The 20370-nt window shown below is 42.9% G+C and carries 18 protein-coding genes; 5 read left to right on the top strand and 13 right to left on the bottom strand.

All coding sequences use genetic code 11. The features are described from left to right. Window positions 1-81: 81 nt before the first annotated feature. The 4 genes from ACSBL2_RS24100 to ACSBL2_RS24085 all read left to right on the top strand — a co-directional run bounded on the left by ACSBL2_RS24100 (window position 82) and on the right by ACSBL2_RS24085 (window position 5936). Window positions 82-2892: an outer membrane beta-barrel protein gene (locus ACSBL2_RS24100; RefSeq protein ID WP_442589102.1), complete on the top strand. Its 2811-nt coding sequence runs from the start codon at window positions 82-84 to the stop codon at window positions 2890-2892. 72 nt (window positions 2893-2964) lie between these two features. After that, window positions 2965-3180, top strand: coding sequence for a FeoA family protein (locus tag ACSBL2_RS24095; protein WP_442589101.1), 216 nt, complete (start codon window positions 2965-2967; stop codon window positions 3178-3180). A 5-nt stretch (window positions 3181-3185) separates the two neighbouring features. Beyond that, window positions 3186-5303 (top strand): ferrous iron transport protein B, encoded by a 2118-nt coding sequence (feoB, locus tag ACSBL2_RS24090; protein ID WP_442589100.1) that lies wholly within the window; start codon window positions 3186-3188, stop codon window positions 5301-5303. Window positions 5304-5321: 18 nt separating this feature from the next. Beyond that, window positions 5322-5936 carry a sprT domain-containing protein gene (locus ACSBL2_RS24085; protein ID WP_442589099.1) on the top strand — a complete coding sequence of 205 codons (615 nt, stop codon included), beginning with the start codon at window positions 5322-5324 and terminating at the stop codon, window positions 5934-5936. On the opposite strand, the gene ACSBL2_RS24080 is transcribed toward ACSBL2_RS24085, so the two are convergent. From ACSBL2_RS24080 to pdxA, 13 genes are all read right to left on the bottom strand, one after another. Continuing rightward, window positions 5885-6703: a hypothetical protein gene (locus ACSBL2_RS24080; RefSeq protein WP_442589098.1), complete on the bottom strand. Its 819-nt coding sequence runs from the start codon at window positions 6701-6703 to the stop codon at window positions 5885-5887. The two genes, ACSBL2_RS24085 and ACSBL2_RS24080, sit on opposite strands and share 52 nt — an antisense overlap. A gap of 132 nt (window positions 6704-6835) precedes the next feature. Further along, window positions 6836-8812: an alpha-ketoacid dehydrogenase subunit alpha/beta gene (locus tag ACSBL2_RS24075; RefSeq protein ID WP_442589097.1), complete on the bottom strand. Its 1977-nt coding sequence runs from the start codon at window positions 8810-8812 to the stop codon at window positions 6836-6838. 6 nt (window positions 8813-8818) lie between these two features. Then, window positions 8819-10210, bottom strand: a complete 1392-nt coding sequence (locus tag ACSBL2_RS24070) for a LutB/LldF family L-lactate oxidation iron-sulfur protein (RefSeq protein ID WP_442589096.1) — start codon at window positions 10208-10210, stop codon at window positions 8819-8821. A gap of 85 nt (window positions 10211-10295) precedes the next feature. Beyond that, window positions 10296-11915, bottom strand: a complete 1620-nt coding sequence (locus ACSBL2_RS24065; protein WP_442589095.1) for a M28 family peptidase — start codon at window positions 11913-11915, stop codon at window positions 10296-10298. A 50-nt stretch (window positions 11916-11965) separates the two neighbouring features. Beyond that, entirely contained in the window at window positions 11966-12403 is a 438-nt protein-coding gene (rpiB, locus tag ACSBL2_RS24060; RefSeq protein WP_442589094.1) for a ribose 5-phosphate isomerase B, read from the bottom strand. Beyond that, complete coding sequence (gene tatC, locus ACSBL2_RS24055; protein WP_442589093.1) at window positions 12390-13265, bottom strand: twin-arginine translocase subunit TatC; 876 nt, start codon at window positions 13263-13265, stop codon at window positions 12390-12392. Before tatC ends, rpiB begins: the two co-directional genes overlap by 14 nt. 80 nt (window positions 13266-13345) lie before the next feature. Continuing rightward, window positions 13346-14686 (bottom strand): acetyl-CoA carboxylase biotin carboxylase subunit, encoded by a 1341-nt coding sequence (gene accC, locus ACSBL2_RS24050; protein ID WP_442589092.1) that lies wholly within the window; start codon window positions 14684-14686, stop codon window positions 13346-13348. Window positions 14687-14723: 37 nt separating this feature from the next. Continuing rightward, complete coding sequence (gene accB, locus ACSBL2_RS24045) at window positions 14724-15203, bottom strand: acetyl-CoA carboxylase biotin carboxyl carrier protein (RefSeq protein ID WP_442589091.1); 480 nt, start codon at window positions 15201-15203, stop codon at window positions 14724-14726. A gap of 69 nt (window positions 15204-15272) precedes the next feature. After that, a complete protein-coding gene (locus tag ACSBL2_RS24040; protein WP_442589090.1) occupies window positions 15273-16262 on the bottom strand; it encodes a beta-ketoacyl-ACP synthase III in 990 nt (329 codons plus the stop codon). An 11-nt stretch (window positions 16263-16273) separates the two neighbouring features. Further along, entirely contained in the window at window positions 16274-17212 is a 939-nt protein-coding gene (plsX, locus tag ACSBL2_RS24035) for a phosphate acyltransferase PlsX (protein ID WP_442589089.1), read from the bottom strand. 100 nt (window positions 17213-17312) lie between these two features. After that, complete coding sequence (gene rpmF, locus ACSBL2_RS24030) at window positions 17313-17504, bottom strand: 50S ribosomal protein L32 (protein ID WP_442589088.1); 192 nt, start codon at window positions 17502-17504, stop codon at window positions 17313-17315. Window positions 17505-17522: 18 nt separating this feature from the next. Then, the gene (locus ACSBL2_RS24025) at window positions 17523-18056 is read right to left on the bottom strand and encodes a YceD family protein (RefSeq protein WP_442589087.1); all 534 of its coding nucleotides are present in this window, start codon (window positions 18054-18056) and stop codon (window positions 17523-17525) included. A gap of 66 nt (window positions 18057-18122) precedes the next feature. Continuing rightward, complete coding sequence (gene pdxA, locus ACSBL2_RS24020) at window positions 18123-19202, bottom strand: 4-hydroxythreonine-4-phosphate dehydrogenase PdxA (protein ID WP_442589086.1); 1080 nt, start codon at window positions 19200-19202, stop codon at window positions 18123-18125. Between the two features lie 363 nt (window positions 19203-19565). Between pdxA and rsmA the strand changes: the two genes are divergently transcribed. Continuing rightward, window positions 19566-20351 (top strand): 16S rRNA (adenine(1518)-N(6)/adenine(1519)-N(6))-dimethyltransferase RsmA, encoded by a 786-nt coding sequence (gene rsmA, locus ACSBL2_RS24015; protein WP_442589085.1) that lies wholly within the window; start codon window positions 19566-19568, stop codon window positions 20349-20351. The last annotated feature ends 19 nt before the right edge of the window (window positions 20352-20370 follow it).

The raw sequence follows: 20370 nt of genomic DNA, 5'->3' as shown, positions 1-20370 counted from the left end.
ACTTCTTTTAACATTCGTTAACAAACTATTCTGCCCTGCACGAGTCTGATAGGATATATTTACAACATATACTTATTCTAAATGATTAGTTTCTCCAAAAGTTTTTCGCTTCTTGCGTTATTGTTTTTTATCAGTTATACCTCGTATTCACAAAATAAGCCAGGCTCAGTAGCCGGAAAAGTTGTAAATGCCAAAGACCTTAAACCCATCGATTTTGCTTCTGTAGCGATCAAAAATTTGAGTGATTCCAGCGTCGCTGGAGTGACCAACTCACTTCCCGACGGGACATTTGAGATTAAAGGGCTGGCACCCGGCTCTTACCGGGTATCGGTGGCTTATCTTGGACTTAAAACTTATAATAAAGTTTTTGTGGTAACGGCTACAGCTCCGGCTGTACGCATTGGCGATCTTCCCATGGAAGATACAGGACTTAACCTGAAGACCGTAGAAATTAAAGGTGCGGTGGTACCTGTGGTGGTAAAAGAAGACACTGTTGAATATAATGCTGCAGCATTTAAAGTAAGAGAGAATGCAGTAGTGGAAGACGTATTGAAAAAATTACCCGGAGTAGAGGTGGCAAAGGATGGCTCGATTAAAGCCCAGGGAGAAACCGTTACCCGTGTACGTGTGGATGGAAAAGACTTTTTTGGGAATGACCCTCTGCTGGCTACCAAGAATCTGCCAGCAGATATGATTGATAAAATTCAGGTGATTGACCTTTTGTCTGAACAGGCTCAATTTACGGGTGTAGATGATGGAAACAGGGAAAAGATTATCAATATCACGACCAAAGCAGGGATGAAAAACGGATATTTCGGGAACACGACCGCCGGTTATGGTACCGATGACCGTTATGATGTCAACCTGAATGTGAACAAATTCAAAGATAACCAGCAGTTTTCTGTCGTTGGACAAATCAACAATGTGAATAAACAGAGTTTCGGTTCCGGTGGCGGGGGTGGTACCCGCGGTGGTGGCGGGCGAGGAGGTTCCAATAGCAATGCCCCTCAGCAGGGAATAACCACTACCGATGCATTGGGACTGAATTTTGCCGATGAATATGCCAACGGAACAAAAATTACTGCAAGTTATTTTTTCAATAAAACTTCCCTGTTCAATGAGCAGTCAAGTTACAGGCAGAATTTATTGGGAAACCAGACGACTACCTTTGATGAAGACCAGACCAGTACTTCGGATAACCTCAACCACCGGTTCAATTTTATGCTCGATACGAAGATTGATTCGTCGACCACTATTCGTATAGAACCCAATATCAGTTATTCCAAGACCAATTCCATCAGTAACAGCAAGTATGTGAATAACTATGTGGATAACGTTACCGATGGGGAACAAAAATATACTACAGATGGGACTACACCGACAATTTCCAATGCTATCTTGTTGCGTAAGAAGTTTTTAAGAAGAGGACGTACCTTGTCGTTGAACGTGCGGACAAATGTGAATAACAGTAATGCCGATAATTACAATTATATCCAGAACACTACTGATTCTGCAGGCGTGGTTACCCGGAGCCTGACGGATCAGCTGAATGACCAAACCTCCAGGGCGATCAGTAACAATACCAGATTGGTGTATACGGAACCACTTTCCAAAACCTTAAACCTGGAAACCAACTTTGAAAATGGATACAGTTTTTCCAAAAGTGAACGGTATGTCTTTGACTACAATACAGTAACTTCGAGATATGACATTCCTGATTTTACCTATTCCAATTTCTATGAGAATACCACGCTGACCAATTCACTGGGGGCAAGTATCAATAAGAATGAGAAGCTGTACAACTGGAATATTGGAGTTGCAGTGCAGCATACGGACAGAAAGAATGACAATATCACCACTGGTGATGTGCTGAATCAAAGTTTTTTCAACATTACACCTACGGCACAGCTAAGGTATAAGTTCAGTAAAAGTAAACGATTGATCTTCAGGTACCGGGGAAATACACAACAGCCTTCCATTACACAGATCCAACCTATTGCCGACAATACCAATACGCAGAGTATTCCTATTGGTAATCCTGACCTGAAACCATCATTTACCAACAGCCTGAATATCCTTTATAATAATTTCAATTTTGAAAAGTTCCGTTCCTTATTCGTATTTGCCAATTTAAGTCAGACTTTCAACGCTTTTGGAAACAATACCACTACGATTGAAAGTGGTGAAAACAAAGGTAAACTGGCGGTGATTCCAATTAATGTGGATGGAGTGTATCAGGCAAGTTTGGGTTCCTCCCTGGGGCTTCCTGTGATCAAGGATAACAAGCTGAACCTGAATATTGACCTGAGTGGTTCATATGCAAGAGGGGTAAACTTCACCAACTCAATTGATAACATTACCAATGATTTTTCTGTGACCAATAAATACAGGTTAGTGACTTCAATGGACAAACTTGATTTGTCAGCAGGCATTGGCGGTTCCATCAACAGGGCTACTTATTCTGCCCAACCAAGGCAGAATACTACTTACTATACATTGAATCCTACAATTGATGTGAGTTACATGTTTCCTGGAGAGATCCGTTTAGCTGTAGATGCAAACTATTACCAGAATACGGGAAGGGGTGAAGCATTTGATGTAAACTATACCATCATGAACGGTTACATGAGTAAGCAATTCTTTAAAAACAGGGGTACTTTCAAATTATCTGTGAATGATATCCTGAATCAAAGTCAGGGAATTGCAAGAACATCAAGTAACAATACAATTACGGATTTAAGGTATAATGTACTCAGACGATATTTTATGTTCTCATTTACTTACGCATTGACCAGAATGGGCGGTAAAAACATTGGAGGCGACATGCAGCAGGGAAGAGGCCAGGGTGGTTTTGGTGGCGGAGGCTTCGGTGGAGGCAGGGGCAGGATGTAAATTATTTGGATTTATTATGGATAAAGGCTAAATTGCCGGCCAAATTCAATTCATTAAACAGCATAAAAACAGATGAAACTTTCACAGTTAAATCCAGGAGAACGTGGCACTATTGTAGCTTTTACAGATCTAGAAATGTCTGTAAAATTAATGGAGATGGGATGCTTGCCTGGGGAAGAAGTGGAAGTGGAACGTTTCGCCCCTCTGGGTGATCCTATGGCTATCCGTGTAGCAGGATATCAACTCTGCCTGCGTAAAAACGAAGCTTCTGTTATTATCATATCCTAAATAATTTGGCGGCCGATATTAAAATTGCACTGGTTGGTAATCCCAATACAGGAAAATCAACCCTATTTAACTTGCTTACCGGTTTAAATCAGAAGATTGGTAACTTTCCTGGTATTACCGTTGATAAGAAACTGGGTTATTGCAAACTCTCCACAGGTAAGGAAGCTGAAATCATAGACCTTCCCGGTACCTACAGTTTATATCCCAAAAGCAAGGATGAAAGTATCGTATTCCAGGTGCTGGCAGATCAGCAAAATGTAAGTCACCCTGATCTGGTTGTCATTGTTGCCGATGCGACTAACCTGCGGAGGAATTTATTACTTTATACCCAGGTTGCCGATTTAAACATCCCCGTGATCCTTGCCCTGAACATGACCGACATGGCGGTGAAAGAAGGGATCAATATCAATATTGATAAGCTTTCTGAACGTCTTGGGGTACAGGTTGTCGCCATTTCTGCGAGAAGTAACACCGGATTGAAAGAACTCAGGGAAGCGATTGCCAATACGACTCCTATTGCCACCCAGGTAAAAGGTGCGGATATGAATATCCTCGCATCTGAAGCCATCGGCGAGGTGAAAGCCATGATCGGTACTGAAAATGATTATTTCGCACTTCAGCTCCTGCACCAGCATGAGCATATAGAGAAATATACAAAAGAACAATACGAGCGGTTTGAAGAGATTGAAAGGACACATCATTTCGAATCGTCTAAATTGCAGGCTGCTGAAACCATTGCACGTTACCGGTATTTAAGTACCATCCTGACAGGGGTAATTGAAGATACAGGGGCACTGAAGAAGTTTGCGATGAGCGACCGTATCGATGCCATCCTGACCAACCGTTTCTCAGGATTTCTTATTTTCCTGCTCATCCTGTTTTTTGTATTTAATGCCATATTCTCCTGGTCTTCATATCCGATGGATTTGATTGAAGGGTCATTTGCCTGGTTAACGTCGTATGGGCATGAACACTTGCCCGCCGGGATTTTAACAGATCTTTTTCTGGATGGTATTGTTGCCGGACTGGGGGGGATCGTCATTTTTATTCCGCAGATTGCGATTCTGTTTGCTTTCATTTCTATTCTGGAAGATACCGGTTATATGGCCAGGGTGACCTTTATGATGGATAAGATCATGAGGAAAGTTGGACTCAGCGGCCGTTCTGTTGTACCAATGATCGGAAGTATTGCCTGTGCGGTGCCATCAATTATGAGTGCGCGTACCATTGAAAACTGGAAAGACAGGATCATTACGATTATGGTTTCCCCATTGGTAAGTTGCTCTGCAAGGCTGCCCGTGTATACCCTGCTGATCTCTTTGATCATCCCGGAACGAAATGTCTGGGGGTTTATCAGCCTGCAGGCATTGACCTTAATGGGGATGTACCTGATCAGTATCCTTGCTGCAGTGATTGTTGCTTTTGTGATGAAACTGATCATCAAATCCAAAGAGAAATCTTACTTCATCATGGAATTGCCTGTGTACAGAATGCCAAGGTGGACCAATGTGCTGTATACGATGTACGAAAAGTCCAGGACCTTCGTCCTGGAAGCAGGTAAGGTGATCATCGCTATTTCCATTGTTTTATGGGTATTGGCTTCCTACGGGCCATCTGCACGTTTTGAGAAGATAGAAAATAAGTATGCCCAGATTGAACTGCAGAAGGACAGTGTACAGATCAGTACACTGGAACGTGATAAAGCCGCTGAAAAGCTGGAAAATTCCTATGCAGGTATCCTTGGGCAAACGCTGGAGCCTGTCATCAGGCCATTGGGGTTCGATTGGAAGATTGGAATCGCTTTAATTACCTCTTTTGCTGCACGCGAAGCTTTTGTAGGCACGATGGCAACCATTTATAGTGTGGACAGCGGTGATGAAGAGGAAAGCACCCTGAGGGATAAAATGAGGGTAGCAACAGATGCCACCACGGGACTGCCCATCTTTACGTTTGCCACAGGTTTCTCGCTGATGTTATTCTATGCTTTTGCCATGCAATGTATGAGTACCGTAGCCATTGTTTACAGGGAAACAAAGTCATGGAAATGGCCTGTGATCCAATTGGTGTACATGACTTTACTGGCTTATGTGGCAAGTTTAATTGCTTACCAGCTTTTGAAGTAAATTAATTAACTTAGTGCTGTGGAAAAAGTCAATGTTTTAGCACAGTACATGCCTCCTTCGGCCGCGCCGGTGATTGCTAAATGGATTGACTACTTTCAGTGTGAATTTAAGATATCCAAGAGCAGGGCTACCAAGCAAGGCGATTACCGTCACCCTTTCCGGGGCCTGGGACACAAGATTTCTGTTAATAATAACCTGAATGAATACGCATTCCTGGTCACCACCGTACATGAGTTTGCCCATTTGCTGACCTGGAATGATCATAAAAACTGCGTAAAGCCCCATGGTGAGGAATGGAAGCATAATTTTAAAAGGATGATGGTTCCTTTTCTGGAGGAGGATATTTTCCCTGCAGATGTACACCAGGCGATTACGGCTTACCTGACCAATCCTTCCGCCTCCAGCTGCACAGATCTTAAATTATCCAGGGCACTTAAAAAGTATGATATGGCAATGGGCCATTCCCGTCTTGAAGAGCTGCCGCACAATACTGTATTTACGATTAAGGATGGCAGAAAATTCAAAAAAGGGGAGCAGCTGCGGAAAAGATTCCGCTGCGTGTGTCTGGACAATGGAAATGTTTACCTGTTCAGCCCCCTGGCAGAGGTGACAGTATCCGCCACAGGAACATAAACAGCTTCTTTATCTGCTATTTTCCATTTCAGCCTGAGCTTTTCTTCTTTAAAAATGGAGGGCGTATGGAGTAGGCTGTCAATAAAGGCGTCTTTATCCTTAACCCGTATACTGGCCGTATAATTGGCTGCGTTTTTCCCTTTCAGCAGGATATAACTGGCATCAGGGTAAGTACTGACGTTCTGGAATATCATTTCGAATTTATCAGTCCCCTTTATCGCATTCTCCAGCATGCTGATTTGTTCCGGATAATTCTCTGTAGCATATTCCTGGTCTGCCGGCTGTATCAGCAGGTAGGGCAATGTACGTATGGCTTCAGGAGAAGAGGCTGTGCGGCTTTCCATTTTGAAAGCGATATTGTTACGCAGATAGGTTCGCGTATCTTTCTGTACCTGCCCTTCGGGCTTGGAAAGCTGCGTGTGCTCCTTGACCAGAATCAGGCTGTCATTTTTAAAATAAAAACTTTTCACCGTTTCTGTGAGCGTACCATTGGCAGAAAAAGTTTTATACAACATTCCATCGCTATGCCCGCTGTACTTTTCAGCATACATGGAAAGGTCGCCGGAAGTATAAATCAGACTGTATTGTTTATTGAAATGGTTGATATTCCTGTCAATGGAAGCACTATAAGAAAGAATGGACTTGTCATTCATGCCAGTTGCCCCTTCTCCACTGGCCATGCCGGCCTGAGGGTGTTTGGGTTTAGAATTACAGCCCTGAAAAAGTAGCAGGCAAAGCAGGGCGAATGACAGGATATTGATCTTCATGGTGTTTCTGTAAATAGCAATCATCCTGTAACGATCTATTATCGTGCCAATGCGTAGTAAAGGAATCCTGGCACCTGATGGCGGGACTATAGACCTGTATGCCGGGAAATAACCTGTTGAAGGTGGATCAGGTCAGTAGGCAAGCATCTTTGTAATGCAGGTGTGCAGCCTGCTTTTAGCCAGGAAGAGTTCTTCCAGCGGCTTACTCATCGGAATGGCGGTATCCAGGCTGGCACAGCGCATTACAGGGGCATCCAGGTCATGGAAGCAGTGTTCTCCTATCCATGCGGCTATTTCTGCACCAAAACCACTGCTCAGGGTATCTTCATGTAAAACAATTACACGTCCTGTAGTTTTTACAGCTGCCTGAACGGCGGCCTTGTCCCATGGTTGCAGACTACATAAATCTACCAGGGTAAGTGATAGTCCAGGATGTTCTTCCAGGTAGGCCAATACCCAGTGTACCCCCAGTCCATAAGTAATGATGCTCAGCTGTGTCCCCTTTTTTAAGGTGTTTGCTTTTCCTATTTCTGTGGTAAAGTAACCTTCAGGAACCTGCCCGCTTAAACTCCTGTATAAATTCTTGTGCTCAAAATAGAGCACAGGGTTCGGATCTTCAATGGCTGCGAGCAGTAATCCTTTGGCTTCCCTTGGAAAGGCCGGATACACTATTTTTAGGCCCGGGGTTTTGGTAAACCAGGCCTCATTGCTTTGGGAGTGAAAAGGCCCGGCGCCGGAACCTGCCCCGGTAGGCATACGGATAACGACATCTGCTTTTTCTCCCCAGCGGTAATGTGTTTTTGCCAGGTTATTCACAATCTGGTTAAAACCGCAGGTTACGAAATCAGCAAATTGCATTTCTACAATTGCCTTGCAGCCATTAATCGAAAGCCCAAGTGCGGCACCTACAATTGCAGATTCACATATGGGCGTATTACGCACTCTTTGCTTGCCGAATTCTTCTGCAAATCCTGCAGTGATCTTGAAAGCACCTCCATATTCAGCAATATCCTGCCCCATAATCAGCAGCTCCGGGTAGCGCTCCATACCGGTTCTTAGTCCGTCACTTATCGCATCAATATAGCGCATTTCCTTAGTCCCTCCCTGTGGAGGGGAAGGTACCTGAAGAAAGGGAAAATACATATCTGACAATTCCTGTTCTTCAGAAGCAGGGGGTTCCGCATCACCGAAAGCCAGTTCAATTTCAGTGTCTATTTCTGTTTTGAAGTTATGCCTGATGGTTTGGATGAGGTCCGGATTGAGGATTCCCTCCGAAAGCAGGAAACTCTCAAAGGCTGTTACTGGATCCCTGGATTTCCATTCTTCAAATAAATGGGCGGGTACATACTTGGTACCTGATGCTTCTTCGTGGCCTCTCATTCTGAAGGTCATGCATTCAACGAGTACCGGTTTAGGCGAAATTCTCATTTCACCGGCAATTTTGTTAAAGGTATCCATCACCTCCAGGATATTATTGCCGTCGATACGGTAGCCTTCAATTCCATAACCTATAGCCTTATCTGTCAGTTGTGTACAGTTGAACTGTTCGTTTACAGGGGTAGAAAGCCCGTATCCATTGTTTTCTATCAGAAAGATCACAGGCAGGTTCCATACCGATGCCACATTAATGGCCTCATGGAAATCGCCCTCACTGGTCGCTCCCTCACCGGTAAATACCAGTGTAGCCTGTGCACGTCCGGCAATCAGGTCTGCCAGTGCAATGCCATCTGCCAATGCCATCTGAGGCCCCAGATGGGAGATCATGCCAATAATCTTAAACTCCTGGGTACCGAAGTGGAAAGAGCGGTCCCTTCCTTTGGTAAATCCGCTGATCTTTCCCTGCCACTGTGCCATCAGCCGTCGCAATGGAATATTACGCGTGGTGAAAACACCCAGGTTCCTGTGCATGGGAAGGATATATTCTGAGGCCTGCATGGCCAGGGCTGCCCCTACGGCAATAGCTTCCTGGCCAATACCTGAAAACCATTTTCCTATTCTCCCCTGGCGCAGGAGGATCAGCATTTTTTCTTCCACCATTCTTGGATAAAGAAGTTTTTTGTACAACATCAATAATGTGGCATCATCTTTATCCTGGCGGTTGAATTGCATATCTGGCTAGCTAGTTGGTTTATTCTTATTTTTTTCCTGCCATAACTTCGAAAATGACTTCGGTGCTACTTCAGGCATATTACGGTATTTACCCCACATTTTTTTGAAGAATAGCTTCAGAAAGAAATTTTTGATCTTTCCGCCAACCATATCCATGCGCGATCTTTTGGCCATTCCGGTATTCCAGGCTTTCCAGCCCAGTTCTTCTGTCGTGGTGTTTTCATGCTGGGCTGCGGCATCCCTTCTGTTCAGCAGCAGCATCTTATGGATATCTATTTTTACGGGACAGACTTCCGAACATTTGCCACAGAGACTGGAAGCATAACTCAGGTGCTTAAAGTCTTTCATTCCCTTTAAGTGCGGGGTAATGATAGACCCAATGGGGCCACTGTAGGTCGTTGCATAGGTATGTCCCCCAATATTTTTATAGATAGGGCAGGCATTCAGACAGGCACCACAGCGGATACAGTAAAGACCCTGGCGCTGGTCTTTTTGTGCCAGCAGGTTGGTACGGCCATTGTCCAGCAGGATGACATACATTTCCTCCGGACCGTCGGTTTCATTGGGCTGGCGGGGGCCACTGAGTATCGTATTGTATACCGTTAAATTCTGGCCGGTACCATGACTGGATAACAAGGGCCAGAAAAGGTCAAGATCTGCCATAGAAGGGATGATCTTCTCAATGCCTACAATAGCAATATGTATCTTTGGGAAAGTGGTGCTCAGACGGGCATTTCCCTCATTTTCTGTCAGCGCAATACTGCCGGTATCGGCAATCAGGAAATTACCTCCGGTAATGCCAATATCGGCGGTCAGGTATTTTTCCCTCAGCAATTCCCTTGCTTTTTGGGTGAGTTGTTCAGGGGTATAATCTATTGGGGTTCCGAATTTCTCGTGAAACAACTTTGCGATTTCTTCTTTGGAGAGGTGCATAGCTGGCGTAACAATGTGGTAGGGTTTCTGGCCAAGCAGCTGCACAATATATTCTCCAAGATCACTTTCCAGGGAAGTAATGCCATATTGCTCCAGGAAAGAATTGATATGGATCTCTTCCGTGGTCATAGACTTCGATTTGATCACCGTCTTTCCACCACTTTTCTGAATGATATTCAATATTTCCTGTTGTGCTTCTTCCGCATCATTTGCCCAGATGACCTTGCCGCCTCTTTTCTGGAAATTGGCTTCAAACTCCGGCAGGTATTTATCAAGATTCTCCATAACCCGCCACTTAATGACATGGGCTTTTTTCTTGGAGTTCTCCAAATTCTCAAATTTCGTTAAACCCCGTTCAACCGCAACATTGTATTTCCCAATGTTATGGTTAATCGTGTTCCGATGATTCAGATCAAATGCCTTCTCATCCGCCTTTACCAAAAAATCCTCCGCAATCTTAGTCATGTTCAAATATAAATAAAGATAATGTTATAGCTAAACAAAAAAACCTGCCGGTTGTGGCAGGTTTTTGTATTATTTTTTTAAGATTTTAATTTTTCGGAGTACCGTCTTCATTTTTATCTACCCTTGGACGCTTCAGGCCGTTTGCCAGCTCCCATGCGGTGAAATAAACCAGCTTTGAACGTTCTGTCAGCAGGTCGAAACGAATCTTACTGACTTCATCTCCGGGCTGGTGGTAATCTTCATGGACACCACTGAAATAGAAGATCACAGGAATTCCATGTTTGGCGAAATTATAATGGTCGGAACGGTAATAAAACTGGTTAGGATCTGTCCGGTTATTGTATTTCATATCCAGGTTCATATTGACATAATCCTTATTGGCTTTGATCCCGGTTGCATTCAGGTCAGAACTCAACATATCGGAACCGATGATATAGATATAATTCGGGTCTTGTGCATGTGCTTCATCTACGCGGCCAATCATATCGATATTTAGGTTTGTAATCGTTTTTTCCAATGGAAAAACTGGATGTTCAGAATACCATTCTGAGCCCAAAAGACCCTTTTCTTCCCCAACGACAGTCATGAACAGGATACTGCGTTTTGGTCCGTGCCCGGCTTTTTTAGCTTTTGCAAAAGCCTCGGCAAGCATCAACACACCAGTAGTACCTGAACCGTCATCATCAGCCCCATTGTTTACTTTATCCGTACCTGAATTGGTCAGTCCAATATGGTCATAATGTCCGGTAACAACCAGGATTTCATTTTTCAGTTTGGGATCAGCTCCCTCTAAAAATCCAAGTACATTCTCTGCCCTTACTTTTTCCTCATTTTTTTTAGCGCTCGCAGATACGGTTACTTTGATCAGCTGTGAAGCGGGTTGAACAGCAGTGGTAATTTTCTTTTGCAGCGCCGCTACAGTAGTTCCTGCACCTTTAAGCAGTTCATTGGCTGTTGCCGTATTGATCAGGATGGAAGGGAAGGATTTTTGTCTTTCCATTTTCGCCACACTTTCCGCAGTTTTCAGCATGGGCTCACCTGTTCCGCTGTACATGGCCTTTCTATCTGCTGTGATCGTGTCTAGTGTGGGGTCGATCTGGATCACTGCCAGCGCCTGATGGTCAGCAAGGTATTTCACCTTTTCCATTTGCATCAGGATTGCTTTTCTTCTGGATGCCCTGTCTGTTGGAACGGGTGTTCCTGCAGGAACTGTTGGGTCTCCGGCAGCGAAAATCAACACTACTTTTCCGGCTACATCAATCCCTGCAAAATCATTATAGTTATCCTTGTTTAATCCGTATCCCGCAAAAACTACTTCATTGGCATTAAAAGTAAAACCTGCAAGCGTAACATTGGCTGCAGGAATAACAAAATCCTTCAGGTTTTCTTTGGCTTGTCCCTCTATCGTGAAAACCGTTTGGGTAAGGTTATAACTCACCATTCCGATGGACTGGAAATAATCGCCATCCACAGGGCCTTTTAGGCCTAATCCGGCAAATTGTTTTTTGATATAATCGGCAGCCATCCAGGCACCTTTTTTACCGGTTTCCCTGCCTTCATATTCATCAGATGCAAGGATAGACAAATGTTTGTAGGCATTGTCCTTATTGATCGGTTTGCTGTAGGTAATGGCATTTTTGTTTTGTGCGACTGCACTGCAAAAGAGCATTAAGGCTAAGCTGGTACTTAGAAAGTGTTTATTCATTATTTAGTTAGGCTTTAATGGTTTAGGTCTGTAAAATTGTTTTTTTAATCCTAGCAGGAAATCTTATTTACCCTGGTCTCATGTCTTCCGCCCTCAAACACTGTATTCAGAAATGTCATCACCATTTCTTTTGCCAGTTCTTCCGTAACGAATCTGGCGGGAATACAAATGATATTGGCGTTATTGTGTAACCTTGACAAGGCTGCAAGTTCAGTTTCCCAGCAGATGGCTGCCCTGATTTGCTGGTGTTTATTGGCTGCGATGGCGATACCATTGCCACTTCCGCAAACCAGGATGCCGAAAGTACATTCACCGCTTTCTACGGCTTCCGCCACCGGGTGGGCAAAATCAGGATAATCTACTGAATCTGCAGAATAAGCCCCGAAATCTTTCAGCTCATACGCTGAAAGGAATAACCTGAGCATCTCTTTGTAAGTAAATCCGGCATGGTCAGCGCCGAGAGCAATTTTTATATTATTTGGTTCCATACAATTCTTTGTTTTTCTTTCTTTCGATGCTTGCCGATATAAATATGCTCAACTCATAAAGAATAAATAATGGGAAGGCAACCACGAGCATGGTCATCATATCTGGTGTTGGTGTTACGACAGCTGAAATGATCAATATAATTACGACTGCATAACGGCGGCTTGCCCGCATAAAAGCCGGGGTCATAATCCCGAACATAGACAGGATATAAATCAGCACAGGGAGTTCAAAAATAATTCCGGTTCCTATCGTCAGTGTAGCTACTGAGGATAAATAAGAATCTATCGTAAAAGTATTCTCAATCCTGGAGCTTACCGAATAGTTGGTCAGGAAGTTAATGGAAAGTGGACAGATGATAAAATAACCAAAGAGGATTCCAATGAGAAAAAGCAGGGACGCAAAAAACACAAAGCCGCGTGCTGATTTCTTTTCCTTGTCATGCAGTGCCGGTTTAATGAATAACCATAACTCAAAAAGGAGGTAAGGTACACCGAAGACGATCCCCGTCATGATACACGAATTGATCTGGAGTGTAAACTGGCCGGCCATCTCTGTGTTGATAATTTTGCCTTTTATTTCTGTGATGCAGAAGTCAGATCCGAGGGAAGGAAAGTGTTGGGCAAGTTTACACATCATACGGTAGGTCCAGAAATCACCGCTCATTGGCCCCATCACTACCTTATCGAAAATAAACTCATAAAACCAGAAGGCAGCACCGGTGAGTAAGACAATAACCAGCAATGAGCGCAACAGGTGCTTTCTTAACACGTCAATATGGTCGAAGAAAGACATTTCAGATTCCAGTGTCTTTCCTTTGCTCTTTATGGCACCTATAAGGTCCTTTGTTTTATTATCGCTCATGAATAGTATTTGTAAACAAAAATACCATTCTATTTTATGAGAATGGTATTCATTTTTAAATATAGGAATTAGATTTTTCTCTATTCAGAGAAAACGAAAGTTTCCATGAATTTAGTAGTAAAATTTCCGGCCCGGAAGTTCGGATCCTTCATCAGTTTCAGGTGAAAAGGAATGGTGGTTTTTATTCCTTCAATCACAAACTCACTTAGGGCACGTTCCATGGTACTGATGGCTTCTTCGCGTGTTTGTGCTACACAAATCAACTTAGCGATCATGGAATCATAATTTGAAGGGATCTGGTAACCAGCATATACATGTGTATCTACACGTACACCATGTCCGCCCGGAGAGTGGAAATTAGTGATTTTTCCAGGACAAGGTCTGAAGTTGTTATAGGGGTCTTCAGCATTGATCCTGCACTCAATGGCATGCATATTCGGAAGGTGGTTATTTCCTGAAATAGGGACACCTGAGGCTACTTTAATCTGTTCTTTGATCAGGTCATAATTGATAACTTCTTCCGTTACGGGATGCTCTACCTGAATACGGGTATTCATCTCCATGAAGTAAAAATTACGGTGTTTATCCACCAGGAACTCAATTGTTCCGGCACCTTCATAGGCTACAGCTACAGCACCTTTAATGGCTGCTTCACCCATTCTTTCCCTCAGTTCCGGAGTCATGAAAGGAGAAGGGGCTTCTTCCACTAACTTCTGGTGACGACGCTGAATAGAGCAGTCACGTTCTGATAAGTGGCAGGCCTTACCATACTGGTCACCAATAATCTGGATTTCAATATGGCGTGGATCTTCAATATATTTTTCAAGGTACAGACCGTCATTGCCAAAAGCGGCACCGGATTCCTGTCTAGCGCTGTCCCATGCATTTTCAAAATCTTCATCTTTCCATACCACACGCATTCCACGGCCACCACCACCGGCAGTAGCTTTAAGGATTACAGGATAACCCATGTCATTGGCAATTTTTATCCCTTCCTTAACGCTGTCCAATAAACCTTCAGAACCAGGAATAGTAGGTACTCCGGCCAGTTTCATGGTTTCTTTAGCTGAAGCCTTATCACCCATAGAGTTAATTTGCTCTGGAGTGGCACCGATAAATTTAATTCCGTAATCCCTGCATACAGAGGAGAATTTTGCATTTTCAGAAAGGAAGCCGTAGCCCGGATGAATTGCATCTGCATTGGTTAATTCCGCAGCAGATATAATATTGGGGATACTCAGATAAGAGTCCTTACTTGGTGGGGGACCAATACAGACAGCCTCATCAGCAAAACGTACGTGTAAACTTTCCCGGTCTGCAGTAGAGTAAACAGCGACAGTTTTAATGCCCATTTCTTTACAGGTGCGGATAATTCTCAACGCAATTTCGCCCCTGTTGGCAATTAATATTTTTTTAAACATATAATTGATAAGATGATAAATTTGCCAGAAGCAAATATTACATAGGTTCTACTAAAAATAATGGTTGGTCGTACTCTACCGGAGAAGAATTTTCCACCAGTACTTTAACTATTCTTCCAGAAACTTCACTTTCAATTTCGTTGAATAACTTCATTGCTTCAATGATACAGATCACTTTACCTGCGCTCACTTCATCGCCAACATTTACAAATGATGCTTTGTCAGGGCTGGATGAGCGGTAGAACGTACCAATCATTGGAGATTTAATGGTAATATATTTTGAGCTGTCATCAGCAACTGCTGGAGCAGCACTTTCCACTGTTGTGGCAACAGCCTGAGCCGCCTGAGCTGCGGGTAACACCTGCGGTGCTGCAACTGCAGGTACCGTTGTTGTGATCACTGTAGGGGCCTGGTTAGTTTTGATAGTAATTTTGAAGTCCTTTTGTTCAATTGCAACTTCATTTACGCCCGAACGAGAAACAAATTTAATAAGTTCCTGAATTTGCTTTATATCCATTTTTTGGTTTTTTGTTGAAAAGATTGTTGTCCTATAGCAAATGCTAAGTTAGGATTTTATTATATAAAATTAGTAGGCCCATTTAAGGTAAACGGAACCCCAGGTAAAACCACCGCCAAAAGCGGCAAGAATGATGTTATCTCCTTTTTTTAATTTTGATTCCCATTCCCACAGACAAAGGGGAATAGTGCCGTTGGTCGTGTTGCCATAACGCTCAATGTTCACCATTACTTTTTCAGCGCCAACACCCATTCTTGATGACGTCGCATCAATTATTCTTTTGTTGGCCTGGTGGGGAACGAGCCAGGTCACATCCTCAGAGGTGAGTGAATTTCTTTCCATGATCTCTGCAGCTACATCAGCCATATTGGTTACGGCAAATTTAAATACAGATTTTCCTTCCTGATAAACAAAATGTTCTCTGTTGTCCACAGTCTCATGAGATGCAGGTCGCGCTGACCCACCAGCTTTCTGGTGCAGGAATTGTCTTCCGGAGCCATCTGATTTTAGTACGGTATCAATTATTCCGTTACCTTCCTCATTGGGTTCCAGTAACACGGCACCACAACCATCGCCAAAAATGATACAGGTCGTACGGTCAGTATAGTCAATAATAGAAGACATTTTATCTCCTCCTACTACCACTATTTTCTTGTGCTTACCGGATTCAATAAATTGTGTAGCTGTAGAAAGTCCGAAAATGAAACCTGAGCATGCCGCATTCAGGTCAAAGCCCCATGCATTTTTAGCACCGATCTTATCGGCCAGGATATTTGCAGACGCAGGGAAAGGCATATCTGGCGTGGTGGTACAAAAGATAATCAGATCGATTTCTTCAGCAGTGATCCCACGTTTTTCCAGCAGTCCGGTGACTGCATGAACTGCCATATCGGAGGTGCCAAGACCTTCACCTTTTAATATTCTTCGCTCTTTAATACCCGTTCGGGAGGTAATCCATTCATCCGTAGTGTCAACAATTGTTTCTAATTCTTTATTAGAAAGTACATATTCGGGAACATAACCTTGAACCGCAGTAATAGCAGCGTGAATTTTATTCATTTGATGTAAATTTATTTAAAAGCAGCTTGTATCTTCTGTACAAGACCGGTATTAATCATATCTCTTGCCTGAAAAACCATGTTTTTTACGGCAGTAGGGGTAGATATACCGTGACCGATAATGACTGGGGCATTCACACCCAGCACCGGACTTCCGCCATAATTTTCATAATTGAACCTGTCAAAGAATTCATCTTTCAACCCTTTTTTGATGGTCATGACATAAAACGATTCAGCGAGCTTCAGCATAATGTTCCCTGTGAAACCATCACAAACGATCACATCTGCTTTATCATTGAATAAATCGCGTCCTTCAATATTACCAATAAAGTTGAAAAAATTCGTTTCTTTCATCAATGGGAAAGTAGCAAGACTCAGCATGTTCCCCTTTTCATCCTCTTCACCAATATTGATCAGCCCTACTTTCGGGTTGTCAATCTGCATCACATTTTCTGCATACAGGCTACCCACAATACCGAACTGTAAGAGGGTATCAGGTTTGCAGTCTGCATTGGCACCCACATCAAGCATTAATCCCCGCCCACCACTTAGTTTGGGTACAATCGTGCATAAACAAGGCCTGATAATACCAGGGACTGTTTTTACACTAAATACTGCACCAACCATCATTGCACCAGAATTTCCTGCACCTACAAAGGCATCAATTTCGCCTTTTTTAAGCATGGAAAACCCTACTGAAATACTGGAATTTGGTTTTTGGGAAATGGCTCTTGTGGGATGTTCGCCCATACCAATAACTTCTTCGGTATGTACATATTCGAAGTGATCGGGATTAAATCCCTGTTCAGCAATTAAAGGTTTAATTTGCTGCGTATCGCCAATAAGTACCAAATGTTCATTTGGTAAAAGTAATTCATGAGCAGCTATTGCTCCCAAAACGTTGGCTTTGGGAGCATAGTCTCCGCCCATTATATCGAGACCTATTTTCATAGTAAAAAATCAGTTTGTGAATAAAGCATTAATTGCCTTTTTTTTCAAGCTCCTAAGTTAGTCTTAAACAGATTGAAAACACAAACAATTTCTCAGGAAATTACCCTATTGAGGTGTTTTCAATAACTAATTTACCGTTGTAGTATAGATTACCCTCAACGTTATATGCGTGGTGAGGAATGTGGATTGCACCAGTAGTTTGACAAGTAGCTAAAGAAGGAGCTACCGCTTTATAGTGTGTTCTTCTTTTATCTCTTCTACTTTTAGAGATCTTGCGTTTTGGATGTGCCATTGCTGATTTATTTAATTATTATTTTAATTTTTTTAACGCTTCCCAGCGTGGGTCGCTTGTATTGTTTTCTTGTTCGTGTTGAGCGTCACCCGACAAACTTTCCAGCCTGGCGATCATCTCTTCGTCACATTGGGCATTAACGCCGTTCTGTGAACAAATTTTTATGTAGGGTACGGATACATTGATCAATTCATAAAGAATCTCAGAAATATCCAGTTCACTTTCTTTTTTATTCAGCATAATGATTTCTAAATCATCACTCTGTAAATCATCCTCAGCAAATTTTACAATCTGCCTTTCTTTAATGTCAACCGGAGCATTAAAGTTGGATAAACACTTGTCACATTCCAATTCTATGGTTCCAGCAATGTGGATTTGTAAAATTAGCATTGTCTCCTGCTTGTCCAATTCTATTGCTGCTTTGAGCTCACCCTTTTTTACCAAAGAGTACTCGAATGCATCAAAAAAGCCGTTATCAATCTCAAAATCAAATTGATGCTTGCCAATTTTTAAGCCTGTAAACGGAATAGAATACTGTTTTAACGGTTTCAATTGTAACAAAATTTTAGCCCGCAAATGTATGAATTAATTTTACATTTCTGAAATCTAATTCAAATATTAATTTGCATCATCTTTCACATCCGCAGCGGTTTCTATAATTTTACCTCCGGTTCTGAGCTGGTTGCTTAGCAAATCTGCCTGCTCACGGCGGTGTGTCACAATATGCACTGCAGCAAACACGGCCTCGATGAAGGAGGATGGATCGGCTACATTCTTTCCCGCGATGTCATACCCGGTACCATGATCAGGAGAGGTACGCACATATTTCATACCTGCGGTATAGTTTACTCCGGTCCCGAAAGCCAATGCCTTGAAAGGAACCAGACCCTGGTCGTGGTACATGGCCAGCACTGCATCAAATTGCTTATAGCTGCCTTTGCCAAAGAATCCATCTGCCGGATAAGGGCCAAAGCAGATGATCCCCTTATCAAATGCTTCCTGTATAGCGGGAATGATGATGTCTTGCTCTTCTTTCCCCAGCAAACCATTGTCGCCCGCATGCGGATTTAATCCCAGTACAGCAATTTTTGGTTTCTCTATCCAGAAGTCTTTTTTCAGGCTGTCATTGATCAGCTGTAGTTTCTTGACAATTTTTTCCTTGGTCACACTTTGTGCGACTTCGGAAATAGGGATATGCCCCGTCACTACACCTACGCGAAGGTCTTCACTCAGCAGGAACATTAATACGTCGTTGCTTCCACTGCGTTCCTGCAGGTATTCTGTATGTCCAGGGAATTTGAAGGTGTCCGACTGGATGTTGTGTTTGTTGATCGGCGCAGTAACCAGGGCATCAATTTCACCCTTAACCAAGTCATTGGTCGCCCTTTCCAGCGAAAGCAATGCATATTTTCCGCCAGTCTCATTGGCAGTGCCCAATTCAATCTTCACATCTTCTTCCCAGCAGTTGATCATATTTGCCTTTTTAGGATTGGCTGCTGAAGGTTCAGTGATGACATTAAAGCTGAAATCGCTGATACCTAGTGCTTTTCTATGGTACGATGCTACTTTAGTATGTCCATAAACGATAGGTGTACAATAGTCAAGAATTCTGACCTCAGCTAATGTTTTAAGGATAACCTCCAGTCCGATTCCATTGACATCACCTATACTGATACCTATTTTTATTTTATTACTCATATTCAGGTTAAAATTTGGCTGCAAAATACAGAATTTCATCGGAATGTGATTGATTTTATTGGGATGAGGTCGGTGCCTATGCTGCCAGGCAGCCTTAGTGCTAGCTTGTACACCGTTTGTGCACTACTTGCACAACTCATTCTACACTCAGCCTGAACGAAGACTGCAGACGCAGGAAAGAATCTTTGAAAAAACCGGTAGGAATCGGATGCTTACAGGGGGTTAAATTTAGTGTGTTTACCTGTTACTCGTAAAACTTTAGTTATTTTGCAAACATTACCTCGCATTACCAAAGGGTAATGTAAAGGTAGACTGTGTTACCATTGGTAAAGCAGGATTTTTGATACTAATAAAAATAAGCATATGAGTTTGGTGAAGGCGAAAAAACATTTGGGGCAACATTTTTTGACCGATAAAAAGATTGCTGCTAAAATTGTAGATGGTCTTACCCATACAGATCAATACCGCCAGGTACTGGAAGTAGGGCCGGGAATGGGGATTTTGTCGGATATCCTGCTGGAGAGAGAGGATCTGGAGACACATATGATCGATATTGATGTGGAATCTTATCATTTTTTGAACGAGAAATACCCCCAGATGGGCAACAGGCTGATTAATGGGGATTTCCTGAAGATGGATTTAACGGCAGTCTTTCCAGGAAAGTTTGCCATTATTGGCAATTTCCCTTATAATATATCTTCCCAGATTCTTTTTAAGGTATTGGAACACCGAAGCCAGGTCGTGGAAATGGTAGGGATGTTCCAGAAAGAAGTAGCGGAACGCTGTGCCTCCAAATCGGGTACGAAGGATTATGGGATTTTAAGTGTGCTGATTCAGGCCTATTACGATATCAGTTACCTGTTTACGGTGAAACCGGGGACGTTTAATCCTCCTCCGAAAGTAAATTCCGGGGTCATCCGCCTGAGCAGAAATACGGTGGAGACGCTGCCATGTGACGAAAAGCTATTCTGGAGAGTCGTAAAGGCAGGATTCAACCAGCGCAGAAAGACACTGAGAAATGCTTTGTCGGGTGTGCTTCCTAAAGATAAGATGGATGACCATATTTTTTTTGAAAAACGTGCCGAACAGTTGAGTGTAGATGATTTTATCATGCTTACCCAACACGTAACGGCATTGGCTGCCGTATAGCTACAGGTTAAAAACGAAA

Origin of the sequence: Pedobacter sp. AW31-3R (genome assembly GCF_052180285.1) — a bacterium.
In the GTDB taxonomy this organism is placed as follows: Bacteria; Bacteroidota; Bacteroidia; order Sphingobacteriales; family Sphingobacteriaceae; genus Pedobacter.
The sequence above is the reverse complement of the archived record's forward strand: the minus strand, read 5'-3'. Positions and strand labels throughout refer to the sequence as shown.

Excerpts from the sequence above, each read along its gene's own strand:
- ACSBL2_RS24065 (WP_442589095.1), bottom strand. The coding sequence starts at position 11,915 with ATGAATAAACACTTTCTAAGTACCAGCTTAGCCTTAATGCTCTTTTGC.
- ACSBL2_RS24100 (WP_442589102.1), top strand. The coding sequence starts at position 82 with ATGATTAGTTTCTCCAAAAGTTTTTCGCTTCTTGCGTTATTGTTTTTT.
- rsmA (WP_442589085.1), top strand. The coding sequence starts at position 19,566 with ATGAGTTTGGTGAAGGCGAAAAAACATTTGGGGCAACATTTTTTGACC.
- ACSBL2_RS24075 (WP_442589097.1), bottom strand. The coding sequence starts at position 8,812 with ATGCAATTCAACCGCCAGGATAAAGATGATGCCACATTATTGATGTTG.
- accC (WP_442589092.1), bottom strand. The coding sequence starts at position 14,686 with ATGTTTAAAAAAATATTAATTGCCAACAGGGGCGAAATTGCGTTGAGA.
- tatC (WP_442589093.1), bottom strand. The coding sequence starts at position 13,265 with ATGAGCGATAATAAAACAAAGGACCTTATAGGTGCCATAAAGAGCAAA.
- plsX (WP_442589089.1), bottom strand. The coding sequence starts at position 17,212 with ATGAAAATAGGTCTCGATATAATGGGCGGAGACTATGCTCCCAAAGCC.
- ACSBL2_RS24080 (WP_442589098.1), bottom strand. The coding sequence starts at position 6,703 with ATGAAGATCAATATCCTGTCATTCGCCCTGCTTTGCCTGCTACTTTTT.
- ACSBL2_RS24070 (WP_442589096.1), bottom strand. The coding sequence starts at position 10,210 with ATGACTAAGATTGCGGAGGATTTTTTGGTAAAGGCGGATGAGAAGGCA.
- rpiB (WP_442589094.1), bottom strand. The coding sequence starts at position 12,403 with ATGGAACCAAATAATATAAAAATTGCTCTCGGCGCTGACCATGCCGGA.
- rpmF (WP_442589088.1), bottom strand. The coding sequence starts at position 17,504 with ATGGCACATCCAAAACGCAAGATCTCTAAAAGTAGAAGAGATAAAAGA.
- pdxA (WP_442589086.1), bottom strand. The coding sequence starts at position 19,202 with ATGAGTAATAAAATAAAAATAGGTATCAGTATAGGTGATGTCAATGGA.
- ACSBL2_RS24040 (WP_442589090.1), bottom strand. The coding sequence starts at position 16,262 with ATGAATAAAATTCACGCTGCTATTACTGCGGTTCAAGGTTATGTTCCC.
- accB (WP_442589091.1), bottom strand. The coding sequence starts at position 15,203 with ATGGATATAAAGCAAATTCAGGAACTTATTAAATTTGTTTCTCGTTCG.
- ACSBL2_RS24095 (WP_442589101.1), top strand. The coding sequence starts at position 2,965 with ATGAAACTTTCACAGTTAAATCCAGGAGAACGTGGCACTATTGTAGCT.